16 protein-coding genes are annotated in these 18,458 nt (G+C 71.5%); 7 read left to right on the top strand and 9 right to left on the bottom strand.

The annotated features are described in order from the left end of the window. Positions 1-89 precede the first annotated feature (89 nt). Positions 90-818 (bottom strand): SDR family NAD(P)-dependent oxidoreductase, encoded by a 729-nt coding sequence (locus BM362_RS41455; RefSeq protein ID WP_093576863.1) that lies wholly within the window; start codon positions 816-818, stop codon positions 90-92. Between the two features lie 161 nt (positions 819-979). Next, a complete protein-coding gene (locus BM362_RS49705) occupies positions 980-2,185 on the bottom strand; it encodes a FadR/GntR family transcriptional regulator (protein ID WP_244287452.1) in 1,206 nt (401 codons plus the stop codon). 402 nt (positions 2,186-2,587) lie between these two features. Between BM362_RS49705 and BM362_RS50865 the strand changes: the two genes are divergently transcribed. Then, positions 2,588-2,935 (top strand): NAD(P)H-binding protein, encoded by a 348-nt coding sequence (locus tag BM362_RS50865; RefSeq protein WP_208865493.1) that lies wholly within the window; start codon positions 2,588-2,590, stop codon positions 2,933-2,935. After that, positions 2,916-3,659 carry a saccharopine dehydrogenase family protein gene (locus BM362_RS41440; RefSeq protein ID WP_208865492.1) on the top strand — a complete coding sequence of 248 codons (744 nt, stop codon included), beginning with the start codon at positions 2,916-2,918 and terminating at the stop codon, positions 3,657-3,659. Before BM362_RS50865 ends, BM362_RS41440 begins: the two co-directional genes overlap by 20 nt. A gap of 66 nt (positions 3,660-3,725) precedes the next feature. Here the strand turns inward: BM362_RS41440 and BM362_RS41435 are convergent, their stop codons facing one another. The 4 genes from BM362_RS41435 to BM362_RS41420 all read right to left on the bottom strand — a co-directional run bounded on the left by BM362_RS41435 (position 3,726) and on the right by BM362_RS41420 (position 8,563). After that, positions 3,726-6,023, bottom strand: a complete 2,298-nt coding sequence (locus BM362_RS41435; RefSeq protein ID WP_093576862.1) for an FtsX-like permease family protein — start codon at positions 6,021-6,023, stop codon at positions 3,726-3,728. Then, positions 6,020-6,709 carry an ABC transporter ATP-binding protein gene (locus BM362_RS41430; protein WP_067584521.1) on the bottom strand — a complete coding sequence of 230 codons (690 nt, stop codon included), beginning with the start codon at positions 6,707-6,709 and terminating at the stop codon, positions 6,020-6,022. Before BM362_RS41430 ends, BM362_RS41435 begins: the two co-directional genes overlap by 4 nt. Continuing rightward, positions 6,709-7,230 carry a PadR family transcriptional regulator gene (locus tag BM362_RS41425; RefSeq protein WP_037813352.1) on the bottom strand — a complete coding sequence of 174 codons (522 nt, stop codon included), beginning with the start codon at positions 7,228-7,230 and terminating at the stop codon, positions 6,709-6,711. Before BM362_RS41425 ends, BM362_RS41430 begins: the two co-directional genes overlap by 1 nt. 460 nt (positions 7,231-7,690) lie before the next feature. Next, positions 7,691-8,563 carry a MurR/RpiR family transcriptional regulator gene (locus BM362_RS41420; protein WP_093576861.1) on the bottom strand — a complete coding sequence of 291 codons (873 nt, stop codon included), beginning with the start codon at positions 8,561-8,563 and terminating at the stop codon, positions 7,691-7,693. Between the two features lie 95 nt (positions 8,564-8,658). Here BM362_RS41420 and BM362_RS41415 point away from each other — a divergent pair, with 95 nt between their 5' ends. The 5 genes from BM362_RS41415 to BM362_RS41395 are packed head-to-tail and all read left to right on the top strand — an operon-like array spanning position 8,659 to position 13,270. Continuing rightward, entirely contained in the window at positions 8,659-9,405 is a 747-nt protein-coding gene (locus BM362_RS41415) for an amino acid ABC transporter ATP-binding protein (protein WP_067594967.1), read from the top strand. Between the two features lie 14 nt (positions 9,406-9,419). Continuing rightward, on the top strand, positions 9,420-10,340 hold the full coding sequence (locus tag BM362_RS41410) for a transporter substrate-binding domain-containing protein (RefSeq protein WP_093576860.1): 921 nt from the start codon (positions 9,420-9,422) through the stop codon (positions 10,338-10,340). 13 nt (positions 10,341-10,353) lie between these two features. Then, positions 10,354-10,992 (top strand): amino acid ABC transporter permease, encoded by a 639-nt coding sequence (locus tag BM362_RS41405; RefSeq protein WP_167545637.1) that lies wholly within the window; start codon positions 10,354-10,356, stop codon positions 10,990-10,992. Then, positions 10,989-11,801: an amino acid ABC transporter permease gene (locus BM362_RS41400; RefSeq protein ID WP_067594976.1), complete on the top strand. Its 813-nt coding sequence runs from the start codon at positions 10,989-10,991 to the stop codon at positions 11,799-11,801. The genes BM362_RS41405 and BM362_RS41400 overlap by 4 nt, the downstream gene beginning before the upstream one ends. Further along, complete coding sequence (locus BM362_RS41395) at positions 11,798-13,270, top strand: serine hydrolase domain-containing protein (protein ID WP_093576858.1); 1,473 nt, start codon at positions 11,798-11,800, stop codon at positions 13,268-13,270. Before BM362_RS41400 ends, BM362_RS41395 begins: the two co-directional genes overlap by 4 nt. 30 nt (positions 13,271-13,300) lie before the next feature. On the opposite strand, the gene BM362_RS41390 is transcribed toward BM362_RS41395, so the two are convergent. From BM362_RS41390 to BM362_RS41380, 3 genes are read right to left on the bottom strand one after another with little or no spacing between them, the layout of a single operon-like run. Then, on the bottom strand, positions 13,301-15,058 hold the full coding sequence (locus tag BM362_RS41390) for an ABC transporter ATP-binding protein (RefSeq protein ID WP_093576912.1): 1,758 nt from the start codon (positions 15,056-15,058) through the stop codon (positions 13,301-13,303). A 40-nt stretch (positions 15,059-15,098) separates the two neighbouring features. Next, positions 15,099-17,678 (bottom strand): ABC transporter ATP-binding protein/permease, encoded by a 2,580-nt coding sequence (locus BM362_RS41385; protein WP_093576857.1) that lies wholly within the window; start codon positions 17,676-17,678, stop codon positions 15,099-15,101. Continuing rightward, positions 17,678-18,376: a TetR family transcriptional regulator gene (locus tag BM362_RS41380; protein WP_067594984.1), complete on the bottom strand. Its 699-nt coding sequence runs from the start codon at positions 18,374-18,376 to the stop codon at positions 17,678-17,680. Before BM362_RS41380 ends, BM362_RS41385 begins: the two co-directional genes overlap by 1 nt. Between the last annotated feature and the right edge of the window lie 82 nt (positions 18,377-18,458).

Genomic DNA, 18,458 nt, shown 5'->3' with positions numbered 1-18,458 from the left:
AACACTTCCTGAGGTCAGCGGGACTCGGGTCAGCGAGACTCGGGTCAGCGGGACTCGGGTCAGCGAGACTCGGGTCAGCGGAACTGGGGTCAGACCGTGACGGACAGCCCGGCGTCCACCGGGACGACCGCGCCGGTGATCCCCCCGGCCAGCGGGGAAGCCAGGAACAACACCGCCGCGGCGACCTCGGCGGGCTGCACGGCCCGCCCGCGCGGCGTGCGGCCCACCATGCGCCTGCCCGTCTCCGAGGGCAGGAACTCCTTCATCCGCGGCGTTTCCACCAGGCCGGGCGCGACCGCGTTGACCCGCACGCCGAACGGCGCTTCCGCGGCGAGGTACCGGGTGTAGCCGAGCACGCCCGCTTTCGCCGCGGAATACCAGCTCACGCCGCCGCCGATCACCGTGCCCGCGATGGACGCGACGTTCACGACGGCTTCCGCCCGCTCCCGCACCCGGTCGAGCCAGGACGTCGTGACCAGCTCGACGAGCCCGAGCACGCCGGCCACTCCGTCCGCGAACGGCCGCGGCCGCTGGCTCGACGGACCGGCGTTGTTCACCAGCATGCCCGGGGTGCGCCAGGCCAGCGTGCGGTCGAGCGCCGTCTTCACCGAGGCCGGGTCCGCGGCGTCGGCCTCGACGGGCAGCACTGCTCCGCTCGACTCCTCGGCGAGACCGGCCACTGCCGCCGGGTCGAGGTCCCAGGCGGCCACTGCCACCCCTGATTCGGCTGCCCCGAGCGCGATCGCGCGGCCGATCCCGCTGCCCGCGCCGGTGACCAGGACACAGCTTCCGGCTTTAAAACCCATCGTGGTCAGCATCAATACAGTATACTCTTTTGCGGTGCCCGACACCAGGCTCGCTCCTGGCGACCCGCCGTTGTGCGTGTGGGGAACCCTGAGGGAATCTGATTCCGTCAGGGTTCCCCACACGGACAACCTCAGCGCCCCGAAGGAGAAAGGGTGTACTCTGACGGCGGAGATCAAGCCTCGGGGCGCAGCAACGCGGCGATGGCCTGCAAGTGCCTGCGCATCCGGTGCTGGCCCAGCGGGGCGTCCCCGGCGACGAGGGCCGCCACGATCGCTTCGTGAGCCTCGTGCGATTCGCGGGCGGCGTCGCGGTGCTCGCCGCCGGCGGATTCCGCGTCCCATTCCCGCTGCACGATGTCCTGATCGAGTTGCGCGAGGACTTCCACGAACAATGTGATCGCCGGGTTTCCGGCGAGTTCGGCGATAACGCGGTGCAGATTGCGTGCGTGCCCGCGGGTGAATCCTTGTTCAATGAGTTCGCGTTCGGATTCGAGCGCTTCTTTCAGCCGCACGATTCCCGATTCCGTGAGGTTTTCCGCGGCCAGCGCGATGCCCGCGACCTCCAGCGCGGTCCGCGCCTGCATCAGCTGCTGCCGGTTCACCTCGGCGTGGCGCAGGTACACCCGCGCCGCGTTGCGCACGACGCCCGGATCCGGTTCTGTCACCACGAGTCCGCCGCCGGGACCGCGGCGCATCGCCGCCATCTGCTGGTGCTCGACCAGCCGCACCGCCTCGCGGAAAACCGCCCGGCTGACCCCGTACCGCTCGATCAGCTCCGTTTCCGAGCCCAGCACCGATCCGACCCGCCAGCCGCCGTCGATGATGTCTTTTTCGATCTGCTCGGACACCTTTTCCGCCAGCCGCCGAGTGCCGCCCTTTTCCCCGGGCGTGGCGTTCTGCTTGCTGGTCATCGGTCGACCCCTGTCGGTGCGCGGGCGGCGGATCGGTAAGCACGTGGGCCGCGCCAGTCTATACCACTCCGGATTTCCCGCGAGGACGCCGCGAACGGCAATTCGCATTCGCGTCGGTCCGCGCGGATACGGTGCCAGCAGCGCCCCGGTCAGCCGGCGCGCGGTCGCCGCCGCGTGCGCGGAACCGCCTTCGACCAGGCCCGAGCAGCGGGGCCAGCGCCAGATGCGGCGACAGCGAAGGCACTCCGCGCCACCTGCTGTCCCCGCGGAAACAACTCGCCGATTGCGCCGCCGCGATCGCCTGCGCGCGCACTCCCCCAGGTCGGCGGCGACCGGGTCATCGCCTGGGGCATCTCCTTCGGCGGCGGCCCTGTGCTCAGCGCCGCCGCGAACCGCCCGGCCGGACTCGTCGCCGCGATCGCGCAATGCCCCGTTCACCGACGGCATCGCGTCCGCCAGTTCGGCCAAGGCGACCGCCGCCGCGGCCCGGGATGTGATCCGGGCACTGGCTCGGACGGCCGCCGCAGCTCATCGCCACCGCCGGCCCGGAACGGGGCACCGCGCCGGACACCGAGCCGGGGTATCTTGCGCTGGTGCCGCCGGGCAGCGATTTCCGCGACGAGGTCGCGGCCCGGGTGGTGTTCGACATCCTGCGGTACCGGCCGGATCGAGGCGCCTAGGTTGTCCGCGGTGCGCGAGAAGGATTCCGTCGCTCCTGCCGGACCGACGCTGCGGTACGCCACCCGTGCGCCACGCGGCGAGGGTATGGACCTGTCCGGACGGACATTTCGCGGTCTGCCAAGGTGATCAGTTCGAACGGGTTGTCGCGGATCAGGCTGATTTCCTCCGCCGGCACGTCCCGGTGGCGGCATGACCGGGCAGATCGTGGTGTTCGGGGCGACCGGCTATACCGGCGGCCTCGTCCTGGAGTCGCTGACGCGACGCGGGGTGCGGCCGGTTCTGGCCGCACGGAACCGGGCCGCGCTGGAGGTGCTCGCCGCCGGCCACGGCGATCTGGAGACCGCGGTCGCGGACGTCAGCGATCCCGCGAGCCTCCGCTCGCTGGCCGGGCCCGGGGACGTGCTGATCGCTACCGTCTGGCCCGTTCGACCGGATCGGACACGCGGCCGCACAAGCCGCCGCCGACGCCGGAGCGCACTATCTGGACTCGACTGGCGAAGTCGGCTTCGTCCGCGACGTGCGTGCCCGGCACCATGAGCGGGCAGTCGAAACCGGCGCGGCGATGGTCCCGGCCTTCGGTTACGACTACGTCCCCGGCATCCTCGCCGGTGCCCTTGCCGCGCGAGAGGCGGGCGACGGCGTGCGCTCGCTGGAAATCGGATACTTCGCGACCGGGCCGCTTTATCGCGGGTTCAGCCAAGGCACCCGGACGACCATGCGGGACGGACTGGCCCTGCCTTCGCTGCGCTGGCGAGGACGGCGGCTGGTCGAGGAACGGACCGGCAGCCGGGTGCGCGCGTTCCCGGTCCGAGGGCGGACCAAGCCGGCTTTTCTGGTTTCCGGGACCGAAGTGCTCTTCCTGCCGGGGTCCTTCCCGTCGCTCGACGAGGTCACTGTCTACAATGGCTGGTTTCCCGCCTTGAGCCGGGCGATGCCTGCGGTTTCCGCGCTGGCCGCGGTCGCCGGGCCGCTGATGCGGGCGGCGAGCGGGCCGATGGCGGGTCCGCCCGGAGGGCCGGACGCGGCCGCGCGGGCGAAAACCGGCGCACAGGTCGTCGCAGTCGCCGATTCCCGGGCCGGGGTTCGGCTTGCGGGACCGAATGCGTACACGCTCACCGGGGATCTGCTGGCTTGGGCCGCGATCCGGTTGAGCGTCGACGGCCCGGCAACACCAGGCGTAGTGCGCCCAATGGACGCCTTCGGCATGGAGCCGCTCCGAGCTGGATGCGCTGAACTGGGCCTGGTGCGGCAAGAGTCGTGAGGGGAACCCTGAGGGAATCAGATTCCCTCAGGGTTCCCCTCACGTACATCGCCAGATGCCCCCGGTCTACTCCGAGCGGAGCGTGTCCAGCCTCGTCACCTGGCGCAGCAGTGGCAGCGTCAACGCCGTCACCAGCAGTACCGCGGCGACCGCGGCTCCGGCCAGTCCGGCGAGGACCCCGCCGTCCACCATCATCGGCATTTTCGCCAGCCGCAGGATCGGCGCGGTCAGGCCGAGCCCCGCTCCGACGGCCAGCACCACCCCGACGACCACCGGGACCGCGGTCTGCCACAGGGATCCCCTGGCCAGCACGCCGATCGGCACGCCGGCCGCGGACAGCGCGGCGAGCGGGCGGCGGCGTTCGCTGATCTGCTCGATCGACAGCATCAGCAGGCTCATCGCCGCCACCGCCAGCACGAACAGCGACGCGGTCAGCAGCACCGCGCGGAAGCTCGCCAGCATCCGGTCGTCGCGGCCGGCGTAGTCGGACATCAAGTCCGTCTTGCCGACTTCGGCCTTCCACGCCAGCGGGCGCACCGCGGCCGCGACCCGGTCGATCAGCGCGTCGGCGCCACCGGTGCCCGCCACGAGCAGTTGCGTGCGCTCCCCCGGCAGCTTGACGTCGCCGAACGCGCTCGGCGTGATCAGCAGGCTGCTGACCGACGCCTTCGCGGTGTTGCCCGACGGCACCACCCGGACGTTCCCCGGGACTGTCCACTGAGGACCCTCGACCTCGTGGCCGTTGCGGTAGGTCATCAGCCGGTAGTCGCCCTTCGGAGCGGCCTGAGCCGACGAGCCCGCCACGTAGAAGACGTCGCCGTCGGCGCAGTCGCCGATATTCGCCTCCGTCTTCAACGCCACGCAGTCCCCGACGGTGCCGTAGACCTGGCGCTCGCCGGAGCCGAGCTGCAGGGATTGGGAGCGGTGCACCCCGGTCACCCCGGCCACCCCGGACAGCCGTTCGCGGACCTCCGCCTCGTGCGCGCTCGTCGTGTCCACCCGCACCGGCGCGGCCGCGACCCCGGCCGGCGTCTCGTACGACCGCGAGCTGCGGTTGCTCATCGACGTGAGCACCCCCTGGATCAGGATCGTCCCGGCCAGCACGACGACCAGCCCGGACACCACCCGGCTGGCGGTACCGCTGTCGAGCTGCAGCCTGCGCACCGCGAGCTGCCACGACGGCGGACCGCCCTGCAGCCGTTCCACGATCCGCTCCACCAGCCACGGCAGCAGCGCCGCGACACCGATGAGCAGGAACACGCTGCCCACCGCGAGCGCGAGCGCCGCGGCCTGGTCCCCCGACCCCGGCGAGACGACGAGCGTGCCGAGCAGGAACACCGCGCCGATCCCGGTGACCGTCCAGCGCCACCACATCCGCCGCCGCACCGGTTTGCCCTGCCGGACCACGCCGAGCGGTTCGACGATCGTGCGGCGCAGGCCGAACAGCGCCGAGCCGACCGCGAGACCGGGCACGAGCAGCACGATCACCAGCAACGCCACCCACGACGGCGTGAAATCGTCCGCGAACACCCGGAGGCCGAACGGAAGCCAGTCCCCGATGAACGGCCGCAGCGCGTAGAACAGCGCCCCGCCCGCCACGAGCCCGATCACCGCGCCGACCAGCGATTCCGCCGCCGCGACCCGTTTGATCTGCCGGGCGTCCACGCCGACCAGCCGCAGCGCGGCGAGCCGCCGTTCGCGTTGCGCCGCGCCCATCCGCGACGCGGTGGTCACGAAGATCAGCAGCGGCAGCAGCAGCACCGCGGCGATCGGCGCGACGACCATCCACATGATCGCCGACAGCGCGAACCCTTCGGCGGGCTTGCCGTAGGCGTAAACGCTGCTGGCGTTCTCCCCTTCGGCCTTGATCTCCGCGGCGGTCGACCCGTAGTACGCGGTCAGGTCGGCCGCGTCGCCGACGCCCGGCTCCGCGATCTGGCCGACCACGTTCCCCGGCAGCCGCGCCTTGATCGACGCGCCCTCGGCCGAGTTCAGCTTCTCCGCCAGCGCGGGCGACACGATCACCTCGCCCGGCGCGGGCAGCCGCGACAGCCCCGGCGGCACCGGCGAGTTCTCCCCGGTCGCCGCGACCGCGGTCAGCAGGAGGTAGTCCTCGCCGACGGACGGATACCAGCGGTAGGTCGCCAGCGGCGCGATCCCCTCGCGCGGAGCGGTGTCCTGCTTGATCGCCGCCGCCCGGTCCGCCCGCGCGTTCACCAGGTGGCTCACCGAGGCGGCGGGCAGGAGCACGGCGACCGCGAGCGCGATCCCGAACGCGGTCATCGCGAGCCGCAGGAGCGCCGAACCGGACATCCGGCCGCCCCCGACGGCCAGCCGGAGTCCCAGCAGCAGATCCCGCATCATGCGACCAGCTCCCGGTCGACCGTGCGCCCGTCCCGGACCACGATCTCGCGGTCGGAGTACGCCGCCACCCGCGGTTCGTGGGTCACCAGCACCACCGCGGCGTGCGTTTCCCGCGCCGCCTGGGTGAGCATCTGCATGACCTTCTCGCCGTTGAGCGAGTCGAGCGCGCCGGTCGGCTCGTCGGCGAACACGACCTTCGGCCCGGTCACCAGCGCCCGCGCGACCGCGATCCGCTGCGCCTGCCCGCCGGACACGTCGCCCGGACGGCGCTTCGCCAGGTTGTCGACCTCCAGCCGGGCCAGCCATTCCTTCGCCTTGGCCTCGGCCGGCCCCCGCTTCGCCCCGGTCAGCCGCAGCGGAAGCGCGACGTTCTCCAGGCAGGTCAGCTCGGGAACGAGCTGGCCGAACTGGAACACGAAGCCGAATTCGGTGCGCCGCAGCGCGCTCCGGCCCTTGTCGTCCATCGCGACGAGGTCCCGGCCGCCGTAGTGGATGGCCCCCGAGTCCGGCCGGACGATCCCGGCGAGACAGTGCAGCAGCGTCGATTTCCCCGAACCGGACGCGCCCATGATCGCGAGCACTTCCCCCGCCGAGACGGCCAGCGCCGCCCCGTCGAGCGCCCGCGTCTGGCCGAACGATTTATGCAGCCCGTTGCCCGCGAGCAACGCAGTTCCCGGCCTGGTCATCAGCGCACCGCCTTCTCGAGTTCGCCGAGCCGGGCCGCGGTGAGCTCGAGCCACCGCAGGTCCGCCTCAAGATGGAAGAGCGCGTGGTCGCAGATCAGCTGATCGGCGAGGTCGCCCTCGTACTTCCGCTTCGTGAGCGAGCGCATCACCTTGAGGTGCTCGCTGCGCTGGACGTCGAGCACGTCGGTGGCGTCGCGGCCGGACAGCAGCGCCAGGACCACCTTCGTGTACAGCGTGTTCTGCAGGTACGGCTCCGGGCTTTCCGGAGTGCTCAGCCACTGCTCGACGTCGGTGATCCCGGCGTCGGTGATCGTGTAGCGCTTCCGCTCCGGCCCGTCGCCGCTCTCGACCCCCGCGACCTCGACCATGCCGTTGCGCAGCAGGCGCGACAGCGTCGAGTAGACCTGGCCGTACGCGAGCGGGCGGTCCTGCCCGAACTGCTCGTCGTACGCCCGTTTCAGGTCGTACCCGTGTCTCGGACCCGACTCGAGCAACCCGAGCAAGGTATGTGAAACCGACATTCCCCTGTTCCTCCCTTGACCCCGGAATCCCGGGGGTGAAGATCACTATACAACACGGGTATACGCGGCGTGTATACCACCGCAGGATAGTGTGTTTTGGCAGGTGAGGGGTGTCGTGAGTGGCGATCCTGGTTAGAACCGGGATCACCACTCACGAGGGCCCGGGCACGACGCACATTCACGCGGGACAGCGGCGGCAGCGGGCGGCAGCGGGCGGGGCAGCGGGCAGCGGGTAGCGGCGGCGGCAGCGGGTAGCGGCGGGTAGCGGCGGGTAGCGGCGGCGGCAGCGGCAGCGGGCCCGGGCAGCGGCAGCGGGCGGGGCAGCGGGCAGCGGCGGCAGCGGGCAGCGGCAGCGGGCGGCAACGGCGGCGGGCAGCGGGCAGCAGCAGCGGCGGGCAACGACCGGAGGGGGTCTCGTGAGTGCTGGCGCCGCGAGAACCGGGACCACCACTCACGAGGGCTACTTGCGCTCGCCGAGGTCCGCCCGGAGCCGGGTGAGCAGGTCCGCGGTCGCCTTCGCGCGGTCCGGCTCCCGGCCCGCGATGGTGTGCGCGAGGATGTCGGTGACGATCGAGGCGGTCAGGGTTTCGCCGGTGAACTTCGTCGGGGAATCCGGTGCGGGCAACACGACGCGGACTCGCGATTCGAGGTCCGCGGACAGCTGGCTCGTCACGAGCACCACCGCCGCCCCGACCTCCTCCGCGTAACGCAGGATCAGCTCGACGTCGCGGTTCTGCCGGGCCGGGACGTACACCAGCACCGCGTCCTCGGCGCGCAACGGGAGCAACGCGTCCGCGAGCCGGAAGCCGGTGTCGTCGCAGTGCCGCGTGACCAGACCCCGGCGGGCGAGCCGGAACGCGGCGTACTCAGCGCAGACCGACGAGAGCCCGAGCCCCCAGGTGAACACCATCCGGGCGTCGAGCAGCAGTTGCGCCGCCTCCTCGACCGCTTCCGGCGCGAGCTGGCGCTGCATTTCCTGCAGCCGCTCGGCGCTGTCGGCCATCACCCGGTCGATCTGGCGCGAACCGGTCGACCCGAGGTTCTCCATCGCCGCGCTCAGCCGGACGGTCGGCTCGGTGCGCGCGGTGAACGTCTGGCCGAGGTGCCGCTTCAGCTCCGGCAGCCCCGAGTAGCCGAGCGCTTTCGCGGTGCGGACCACGGTCGCGTCGCTGGTCCCGGCCGCCGCGCCGAGATCGCCCGCCGAGGAGAACAGCACCTCGTTCGGATTGGCCAGCATGAACCGGGCGACCTGGCGTTCCGCCGGCTTGAGGTCGTCGAGCCGGGCGCGGACGTGGTCGTCGAACTGGTCGCCGCCGAGATAAGTAGTGGACATGACACCCTTGACTAGACGTAGTAGCTACTACAAACTGCCGGAGGGTTCTCCGTTGTGTAGCGAACCCTACCCCGCCGGCTCGACGAGGAGCGCTCATGAGCACAGATCAGCCCCTGGTACGGCTGCGCGGCGTCGGCAAGTCGTTCGGATCGGCCCGGGTGCTGACCGGGATCGACCTCGACGTCCGGCGCGGCGAAGTCGTCGTGGTCATCGGACCGTCCGGCTCCGGGAAATCGACGCTGTGCCGCTGCGTCAACCGGCTGGAGACCGCGGACGAGGGCTCGATCGAGATCGAGGGCCGCCCGCTGCCCGCCGAGGGCGCGGACCTCGCCCGGCTGCGTGCCGACGTCGGCATGGTGTTCCAGTCCTTCAACCTCTTCGCGCACAAGACCGTGCGGGACAACGTGATGCTCGGCCCGGTCCGGGTGCGCGGGCTCAGCCGCGCCGACGCGCGGAAACGGGCCGAGGAACTGCTGGAGCGCGTCGGCGTCGGCGCGCACGGCGACAAGTACCCGGCGCAGTTGTCCGGCGGCCAGCAGCAGCGGGTCGCGATCGCCCGCGCGCTGGCGATGGAGCCGCGCGTGCTGCTGTTCGACGAACCGACCAGCGCGCTCGACCCCGAGATGATCCACGAGGTGCTCGACGTGATGACCGCGCTCGCCGCCGAAGGCATGACCATGATCGTGGTGACCCACGAGATGGGCTTCGCCCGCAAGGCCGCCGACCGCGTCGTGTTCATGGCTGAGGGCCGGATCGCCGAATCCGCCGCGCCGGAGGACTTCTTCGGCTCGCCGCAGACCGAACGCGCGCGCGATTTCCTCGCCCGTGTGCTCAGCCACTGAGCCTGGAGGCTCTCATGTCCGCTCTCCTCTCCCGCCGGACCGCGCTGCTCGCCGCCGGCACGGTCCCGCTTCTCGCGTCCTGCGGCGGCGGAACCACTCGAACGGCAGGCAATCCCGCGTACGCCACGCTTGACCAGGCCGACGCCGTCGCGCGCGGACCGGTCGGCACCGACTTGCCGGAAACGCCCACGCTGCGCCGGATCCGCGACCAAGGTGTCCTGCGGCAATCCGGTTCGGTGACCACGCCGGGGTTCGGCATGATGAACCCGGCGACCGGCAAGATCACCGGATTCGACATCGGGATCGCCCAGCTGCTGGCCAAGTACCTGCTCGGCACGCCCGAGGTGGACACCATCACCGGCGGCGCCGACACGCGCGAGGCGATCCTGCAGAACCAATCCGTCGATGTCGCCGTCTGTACCTACACGATCAGCAAAAGCCGGGCGCGGCTCGTCTCCTTCGCCGGGCCGTACTACATCGCGCGCTCCGGCATCGTCACCGCGGCAGACGGTCCGCAGGTCACCGCCGTGCGCGACCTGTCTGGCAAAGACGTCGCGGTACAGCCGGGCGCGGCGCAGGAAGCGCTGCAGAAGGCGTGCCCGCAGGCGCGTGCGGTGGTGTTCGAGGAATCGAGCCAGTGCGCCGCCGCCGTCCGGCAGGGCCGGGTCCAAGCGTGGTCGGCGAACACCGCGATCCTGCTCGGCAAAGCGGCAGTCGACGCGCGACTGCGGATGACGCCCGCGACGTACGGCAGCAGCCCGTTCGGGATCGGCCTGCCGAAGGACGATCCGGCGTTCAAGCAGATCGTCGTCGGTTTCCTGCACCGCATCGCCGCCGACGGAAGCTGGCGGCGGCTGTGGGAGCAGACCGTCGGCCCGCTCGTGTCCGGTCCCGCTCCCGAGCCGCCCGAGCCCGGCTCTGTCCCCGGCTCCTGAAGGGAGACCACCCGTGCTTTCCGGTCACGCCGGGGAAATCCTCGGCGGTTTCACCACCACTTTGCTGCTCACCGCGTGTGCCTTCCCGCTCGCGCTCGTTCTCGGCTGCCTCGTCGCGATCTGCCGGATCAGCCCGGTCCGGCCGCTGCGGGTCGCCGGCCGGTTGTATGTCGATCTCGTCCGCAACTCGCCGTTGCTGCTGATCGCCGTGCTGATCATCTTCGGGCTGCCCGACGCAGGCGTGTTGATTCCGTTGTTCTGGTGTCTGGTGCTCGCGCTGGGCGTCTACTTCGCCGCGTATGTCTGCGAAACCATCCGCTCGGGCATCCGTGCGGTGGATCGCGGCCAGGTCGAGGCGGCCAGGGCGATCGGGCTGCCGTTCCACCGGGTCGTGCTGGATGTCCTGCTGCCGCAGGCATTCCGCGCGATGGTACAGCCGCTGGGCACGATCCTGATCAACGTCGCACTCGGGTCGGCGCTCGGCGCGGCGGTCGGAGTGGACGAACTGACCCTGGAAACCCGCTCGTTCAACCTCGAGACCGCCGAGCCGATCCTGGCCTTCGCCGTCGCGGCCTGCGGCTATCTCGTGATCAACCTGGCGGTCAGCGGGGTCGTGCGGCTCATCGAGCGAAAGGTCCGGGTGCTCCGGTGAACGACGACATCCTCTTCGACGCGCTCGGCCCGAAAGCCAAGGCCCGGCTGCGCACGGTTTCGATCCTCTGCGGCATCGTGCTGCTCGGGCTGCTGGCCCTCGTGCTGGTCAAGCTCGGCGCCTCCGGCCAGCTCGACCCGGCCCGCTGGGCGATCCTCGCCGACGGCGCGATGCTCCGATTCCTCTTGCAGGGCCTGGCGATGACGCTGCTGGTCGGCGTCGTGTCCACGGTGCTGTCGGTCGCGATCGGGGTGCTGCTCGCGCTGGGCCGGTTGAGCCGGAAGCGGTGGCTGAGCTGGCCGTCGGCCGCGGTGATCGAGTTCTTCCGCGCGATGCCGCTGCTGCTGATCCTGTTCTTCTTCATGTTCGGGCTGCCGCTCCTCGGCGTCCGGGTGCCGATCTTCTGGCAGCTGGTGCTGGCGATCGTCGCGCACGCCGGGGCGATCTTCGCCGAGATCGTGCGGGCCGGGATCCTCGCGGTGGGCCGGGGGCAGAGCGAAGCCGGGCATGCGATCGGCCTGCGGCACTGGGAGGTCATGACGTTCGTCGTGCTCCCGCAGGCGGCCCGCGCGCTCGCGCCCGCCCTGATCAGCCAGACCGTGCGGGTCATCAAGGAATCCAGCCTCGGCTACGTCGTCGGCATCGCCGAACTGCTGAACAACGGCAAGGTGCTCGGCGAGTTCAGCGGCGATTTCATCCAGGCCTACGTCGGGGCCGGGCTGCTCTACATCGTCGTCAACATCACCCTCTCGCGGGTCGCCGAACGACTCGCCAACCGCAAGAAAACACTCGTCCGGGAGCCTTCGTGACCTCTGCTTTCCCCTCCGCCGCCCCGTCCGACGCGGGCCTCGACGCCCACCGCGTGCGCGGCTTCCTGCAGCGGCTGACCGCCGACGGCATCTCGCTCGACAGCCTGCTCGTCTACCGGTCGGGCAAGCTGGCGTTCGAGCACTACTGGTGGCCCTACCGCGCGGACCGTCCGCATACGACACATTCGGCGACGAAGTCCTTTGTCGGCACGGCGATCGGCTTCGCGCTCGACGAAGGCTTGGTGCGACTGGACGATCGCCTGGTTTCGTTCTTCCCGGAACTCGTGCCGCCCGACGCGTCGGAGCACTTGCGCGCGATCACCGTCGAAGACCTGCTGACCATGCGGACCGGCCACCGCGTGGGCCTGTCCGGCAAAACCTGGCGGCTGCTGAAGAGCAGCTGGGTGCGGGAATACCTGCGCACTCCCGTGGATCTGCCGCCGGGCAAGGCATTCACCTACTCCAGCGCGACGTCGCACCTGCTGTCCGCCATCGTGCAACGGACGTCCGGCCAGTCTGTTTACGACTACTTGCGGCCACGGTTGTTCGAGCCGCTCGGTTTCGCCGGGCACACCTGGGACACCGACCCGGAAGGCATCTGCTCCGGCGGGAACGGCCTGAGCCTGCGCAGCATCGACTTCTTGAAGTGGGGCGTGCTGCACCTGCACGACGGAATCTGGCAGGGCGATCGAATCCTGCCCGAGGGGTGGGTGCGCGAAGCCACTGCCTGGCACGTCCAGAACGCCGACGCCGGAAGCTGGAACGGCACCGAGTTCGTCCCGTCCTCCGCCGACTCCGGCGAGCGGCCGGAAGGCTACGGCTATCAGTTGTGGCTCGACGCCGACGGCGGCTATCGGGCGTCCGGGATGTTCGGCCAGGACGTCTTCGTACTCCCCCGGCACGACGCGGTGATCGTCACCACCGGCAGCATCACGCACGGCAAGCACCGGCTGCTGTCCGGGCTGGTGCACGACTTGCTGGTCCCGGCGTTCGACGGCGCACCGTCCACTGTGGCCGATGCCGCACTGGCCGCCGACCTGACTTACACCGCTCCGGAGCTTTCGCCGACCTCCGTTGCGCTGGACGGCCAGCGATACGAATGCGAGTCCAATGAGGACGGGCTCTCGGCGATCTCGTTCACTGTGGACGACGAGGCGTTAGTCGTGACCCTGGACGACGCTCGCGGCCGCCACTCGGTCCGTTGTGGACTGTCCACTTGGGTCGAGTCGGACACTGGGGTCACCACCTGGCAGCTGCACCACTCGTACCAGGCCGAATCGACGCGGGTCCTCGCCGCCGCGCAGTGGCGTTCTCCCGGTGAACTGGTGCTGGAGTGGTACTTCGTGGAATCGCCGTTCCACGACACGGTCACCATCGAGTTCGGCGACGACCGCTTGCAGTGGCATCGCCGGACGAATGTGAACAGCGGACCGACCGAGCGTCCGGCGATCACGGCCCGGCTCGGGTAAGCCGCGCCAGAGCGTCACCCGCACCGGCGGCTACTCCGGCGGTGCGGAAGGCGCGGCGGCGAGACGCCAGCGCGTGCGGTCGAGCTGCTGCTGCCAGAACTGGGCGAACCGGCCCCGCCTGGCGAGAAGTTCGTCCACCGAGCCGTCTTCCACGATACGTCCGTCCTCAAGGAACACGACCCGGTCGGCGTAGCGCATCGCCGCGACCCGGTGCGTCACGATGACTCGCGTCCGCGGAACCGGATCGGCGCTGAGCGCGCGGACGACCGCGGCCTCGTTCTCGGTGTCGAGCGCGCTGGTCGCTTCGTCCACCAGCAGCAGCGGCGCCGGTTTGAGCAGGGCGCGGGCGATGGAGACCCGTTGCCGTTCGCCCCCGGAAAGCGCGGTGCCCGCTTCCCCGACCGGAGTGCGGTCGCGCTCGGGCAGCCGGGCCAGCAGTTCGTCCACTCGGGACAGTCCGATGGCCTCGGCGAGCCGCTCTTCGTCCGCGTCCGGGTCGCCTGCCAGGATGTTCTCCCGCACTGTGCCGTCGAACAGATACGGCTGCTGGAACACGAAACTGACCAGCGCGCGGCGGTCCTCCGCGGACAGTTCGGCGAGGTCGGCGCCGTCGGCCAGCACCTGCCCGGCGGTCGGCTCCCGCAGCCCGGCGAGCAGGGCGAGCACGGTGCTCTTGCCCGAACCGGACGGGCCGACGATCGCGGTCGTCGTGCCCGGTTCGAGGACCAGGTCGAACCCGTCGAGCACAGGTTCGGCCTCCGGCGAATAGCGGAAGCCCGCCGACGCCAGCCGCACCCGGGCCCCGCCGCTCGATTCCGGTTTCGCCGCCGCTCCGGACCGGGCGAGCGGCGCGGTGAGCACGGTCCTGACCCGACCTAGAGTCAGCGCAGCGTTCTCCAGCCCCGGAGCGAGGTCGGCGAGCGCGGCGAACGGTTCGAGGTAGCGCGCGACGACAACGATCAGCGCGATCGTCTCGGGCGCGCTCAGGTCTCCGCGCGCGGCGAGCAGGACAGTCACCCCGGCGAGCAGGATCAGCGCGCATTGCGTGGCCACGCTGAACAAGATCTGCCCGGGGACCTGCATCCGCAGCACCCGCAGCGTCGCGCTGTGCTGCGCGGCGAGCGCCGCGCCCGCGTGACTGCGGGCTGGTTCCGCCCGGCGGGCCGCGCGCAACGCCTGCTGGGTGCGCGCGAACTCGACGATCCGCTCCCCGAAGGCGGTGTTGGCTTCCTCGGCGGCGCGGTCGGCCCGGCGCGCGATGCGGCCGCTCGCCCACCAGGCCCCGAGCAGCACCGGAACGCCCGCCAGCGCGGCCGCGCCGAGCGGCCAGGCGATCGGCAGCAGCGCCAGCCCGAGCGCGATCGGCAGCAGGACCGCGCCGGCCAGCGGCGTCACCAGGTAACCGATCAGCCCGACCAGATCCGGGCCGGTGGCGGCGATCGCCTGCCGCGCGGTCGCGGTGGTGTCCGGGCCGAACCAGGCCAGCCGGACCCGGGCGAGCCGGTCGGCGACCTGGTGCTGGGCGTCGTCCAGGACGGCGAACCCGAGGTCGAACCCGAGCCGGTGGACCGCCGCGTCGACCGCCCACCCCGCCGCGGTGGCGACGGCGAGCGCCGCCAGCCACGGCACCGAGTCCGCCGGATCGGAGCCGAACAGGGCGGCGACGAACGGGACGAGCAACACCGAACCCGCGGCGCGCAGCAGAACCGAGACGACGGTCAGGACGGCGTACCGGCGCAGGACGGGGCGGGAGCCGGCGGGGATCAGGCGGAGCAGGGTGCGGATCATCGAGCGGCCTCCGGTGCGAGTCCTGCGTGCGGCGGGCGAGTCATCGAGCTGCCTCGGCCACGACCGCGGCGCCGCCCGCGCGCCACAGCCGCGCGTAACGACCATCGGCGGCCAGAAGCTCCTCGTGCGTCCCGGATTCCGCGATCCGGCCGTGGTCGAGCACCACGATGCGGTCGGCGCCCGAAACGGTGTACAGCCGGTGCGCGATGACCAGCACGGTCCGCCCGGCGGTGAGCCGATCGAGCGCCCGCTGGACGAGATACTCCGACTCCGGGTCGGCGAACGCGGTCGCTTCGTCCAGCACCAGGACCGGCGGATCGGCCAGCAGCGCGCGGGCGATCGCGAGCCGCTGGCTTTCGCCGCCGGACAACGGGGCGCCGGGGCCGAGCACGGTGCGGTATCCCTCCGGCAACCGGGTGATCCGGTCGTGGATCTGCGCGGCCCGGGCCGCCGCCTCGATCTGTTCGCCGGTCGCGTCCGGTACCGCGAGCGCGATGTTGTCGCGGACCGAAGCGTGCACGAGCTGGGTTTCTTGCAGTACGAAGCCGATCCGCCGGTACAGCTCGTCCGAGGGGAGGCTGCGCAGGTCCCGGCCGTCGACCCGGATCGCGCCCGCGGTCACGTCGTGAAAGCGCGCGACGAGCGCGGCGAGCGTCGACTTGCCCGAACCGGACGGGCCGACCAGCGCGGTCACCGTGCCGGGCGTCAGCCGCAGGGACACGTCCCGCAGCACCGGAACCCCTGCGCGGTAAGCGAAATCCACCTGGTCCAGCTCTACCGTACCCGGTGCGGTAACGGCGGCCGCGGGCAGCTCGCGCACGTCCAGTTCCGGTTCGTCGAGCACGACCTGAATCCGGCGCGCGGCGAGCACCCCGTCGCGGACGCCGGAGAGTCCGTAGCCGATGCCCAGCAGCCGCGCGCCGAACGTGGTGCCCAGCACCAGGAACGGCACGAGCGCCGAGGGATCGGTCCCGCCCAGCACCAGCGCGGTGCCGACCGCCGCGATCAGCAGCAGGAAGGTGGCCGGCCGGGTGGCGAAGTCCAGCAGTGTCTTCTTGCCGACGAACGGCCGCTGCCAGGCGCCGAGGAAGGAAACGTACTCGTCCAGCCTGCGGCGGAACGCCGAGGCCGCCGCCCCGCCGAACACCCGGACCACCGGCTGGCCCTCCAGATAGCCCGCCGCTTCCCCGGCCATCCGTTCGGCCCATCGCTGGGCCTGCCCGGTCTTGCTGCCCGACTGCACCAGCATCACCGCGGTCGTCACGACGTAGACGAGGATCGGGCCGAGCAGCACCAGCGCGAGCCGCCAGTCCACCGAGAACAGGTAGCCGAGCACAGCCAGCGGTGCCACGGCCGCGGCCACCGCGTCCGGGACCGCGTGCGTCACCAGTTGGTGCAGCGCCAGGGTGTCGCCCTGTACCAGTTTGCCGACCGCCCCGGAGCCGCGCGCGGAGAACCAGCCGAGCGGCAGCCGCGCGAGCTTGCCGAGCAGCCGCTGCCGCAGTTCCCGCGCGAACCGGGCGTCGACCGCGTGCAGCCAGCCCATCACCGCCGATTCCAGCAGCGCGCCGGCTGCCAGCAAGACGACCGCCAGGATTCCGACCGTCCACAGCCGTTCCGGCGCGGCGTGCGCGAGCACCAGCCGCGCCAGCTCCGCCAGCAGCACAAACGGCGCGAGCCGCAGCAGCGTGACCACGGCCTGCACGATCCCGGCGAAGATCAGGGTGCGGCGCAGCGGGGCCAGCAACCGCCCGGCCGCCTGCGCCTGCCATCGTCCGCGCATCGGAGTCCGTTGCGGAGTTTCCGTCGGCTGGTCTTCCCCGGAGGCCGGTTCTGCTTGCGGCACCGCGGTTTCCGGCTGGTCTCCGTCCTTTCCGGACCGGAAGGTGCCCATCGCGCGGCCGTAGTACCAGTACGCCCGGCCGTGCACCTCCGCCTTCGGGAACCCGAACGCCTCCCGCAACCTGGTGCGCGCGTGCTTCAGCGTGCCCGATTCGGTGGCGAGCCAGGCGTGCCAGTCCGACCAGTCGCGTGCTTCGATCGCGTCCGCGAGCGTCGTGGCGTCCCGGCGCGGCACCCAGTGCACGCGCAGCATCGGGTGCTCGCCCAGCGGGATCAGCAGGTCGTCGCCGGTGTGCTGTTCGAGGTACAGCTCCACCGGCAGATCGGCCGGGAGCACCGCGAGAATGCTGTTGACCGCGGGGATCGACGCGGCGTCGCCGAGCAGCAGGTATCCGGCAGGCCGGTCCGCGGGCACCTCGAACCGCGTCGAACCGAGCGACACCACCGGGACCGTCGTGCCCGGACGGGCCCGGCGCGCCCACTGCGACGCCGGTCCGGCCGGTTCGTGCAGCACCACGTCGACCGCGAAGGTCCCGGCCGCCGGATCCGCCTCGGACAGCGTGTAGGCGCGCTGGTGCTCGGCCGGTCCGCCGCCGGGGTCCGGGAACCAGAACCGCAGCCACGCGGTCGGCTCGGCGGTCACGTCCTCGAACAACGTCGGCGAGGAGAACCGGATCCGCACGAAATGCGGCGCGAGTTCCTCGGTGCCGAGCACGGTCGCCTCGTGGTCGCGCGCGCCGAACCCGCGCAACACCGCGCCCTGGAAACCTCTGGCCATCAGTTCTCCCCGATCCCGGCCAGTTCGGCCACCATCTCCGCCACCGGACGGCCCGGCGGGCACGCCGCCACCAGACCGCGGATCGACGCGGTGAGCAGCAGCCGCACGTACTCCGGCCGCGACGGCCGGGGCAGCATCGCGTGCGCGGGCCCCAGCCGGTCGTCCCGCGACAGCCGCTGCCACACCGCAGCGCGTTCCCGCTCCAGTCCGTCGCCGTCCGCGGTCTCGGCCGCGATGCTGTTTTCCTCCGAGGCCGCCATCGCGATCGTCAGCGAAGCGACCGCGCTGCTGAGCACGATCGCCGCGTCCGCCGCGTAACCGCGCCGCCCCAGCGCCTCGACCTCCGCGGCGAGCAGGCGCTGCCCGCCGTCCCCTCGCGGGAACAGCACCTGGAGGTAGCCGGCGAGGCCCGGATGGTCGAGCACGAACTCGCGCAGCCGCATCGCGAACGACACCAGGTGCGCCTCCGTGCCGTGCGCCGGATCGTCGGGCAGCCGCAGCTGCGCCAGGATGTCCTCGCCGACCAGCCGCTCCAGCCCCCACCGGCCGTCGACGTGCCGGTACAGCGCGGTCGCGGTGACCCCCAGCCGCACCGCGACCGCCTTCACGCTCAACCGGCGCATCCCGAGTTCGCGGCCCGCCGCCAGGATGTCCGGCACCGCGATCCGGGCGGGCCGTCCGCCTGCCGATGCCGCCATTCGCTCTCCTTCGCCCCGGGTTAGTTACCCGGTAAAACTAAGGGTTGGCTAACCTTGCGTCAAGACCGTTGACGCGGCCGTG

This window comes from Amycolatopsis rubida, assembly GCF_900115345.1.
In the GTDB taxonomy this organism is placed as follows: domain Bacteria; phylum Actinomycetota; class Actinomycetes; order Mycobacteriales; family Pseudonocardiaceae; genus Amycolatopsis; species Amycolatopsis rubida.
This window is presented reverse-complemented; position numbering and strand designations above follow the sequence as displayed.

Excerpts from the sequence above, each read along its gene's own strand:
- BM362_RS41455 (WP_093576863.1), bottom strand. The coding sequence starts at position 818 with ATGCTGACCACGATGGGTTTTAAAGCCGGAAGCTGTGTCCTGGTCACC.
- BM362_RS41390 (WP_093576912.1), bottom strand. The coding sequence starts at position 15,058 with ATGATCCGCACCCTGCTCCGCCTGATCCCCGCCGGCTCCCGCCCCGTC.
- BM362_RS41385 (WP_093576857.1), bottom strand. The coding sequence starts at position 17,678 with ATGGCCAGAGGTTTCCAGGGCGCGGTGTTGCGCGGGTTCGGCGCGCGC.
- BM362_RS41420 (WP_093576861.1), bottom strand. The coding sequence starts at position 8,563 with ATGTCCACTACTTATCTCGGCGGCGACCAGTTCGACGACCACGTCCGC.
- BM362_RS41415 (WP_067594967.1), top strand. The coding sequence starts at position 8,659 with ATGAGCACAGATCAGCCCCTGGTACGGCTGCGCGGCGTCGGCAAGTCG.
- BM362_RS50865 (WP_208865493.1), top strand. The coding sequence starts at position 2,588 with ATGACCGGGCAGATCGTGGTGTTCGGGGCGACCGGCTATACCGGCGGC.
- BM362_RS41425 (WP_037813352.1), bottom strand. The coding sequence starts at position 7,230 with ATGTCGGTTTCACATACCTTGCTCGGGTTGCTCGAGTCGGGTCCGAGA.
- BM362_RS41410 (WP_093576860.1), top strand. The coding sequence starts at position 9,420 with ATGTCCGCTCTCCTCTCCCGCCGGACCGCGCTGCTCGCCGCCGGCACG.
- BM362_RS41435 (WP_093576862.1), bottom strand. The coding sequence starts at position 6,023 with ATGATGCGGGATCTGCTGCTGGGACTCCGGCTGGCCGTCGGGGGCGGC.
- BM362_RS41380 (WP_067594984.1), bottom strand. The coding sequence starts at position 18,376 with ATGGCGGCATCGGCAGGCGGACGGCCCGCCCGGATCGCGGTGCCGGAC.
- BM362_RS41430 (WP_067584521.1), bottom strand. The coding sequence starts at position 6,709 with ATGACCAGGCCGGGAACTGCGTTGCTCGCGGGCAACGGGCTGCATAAA.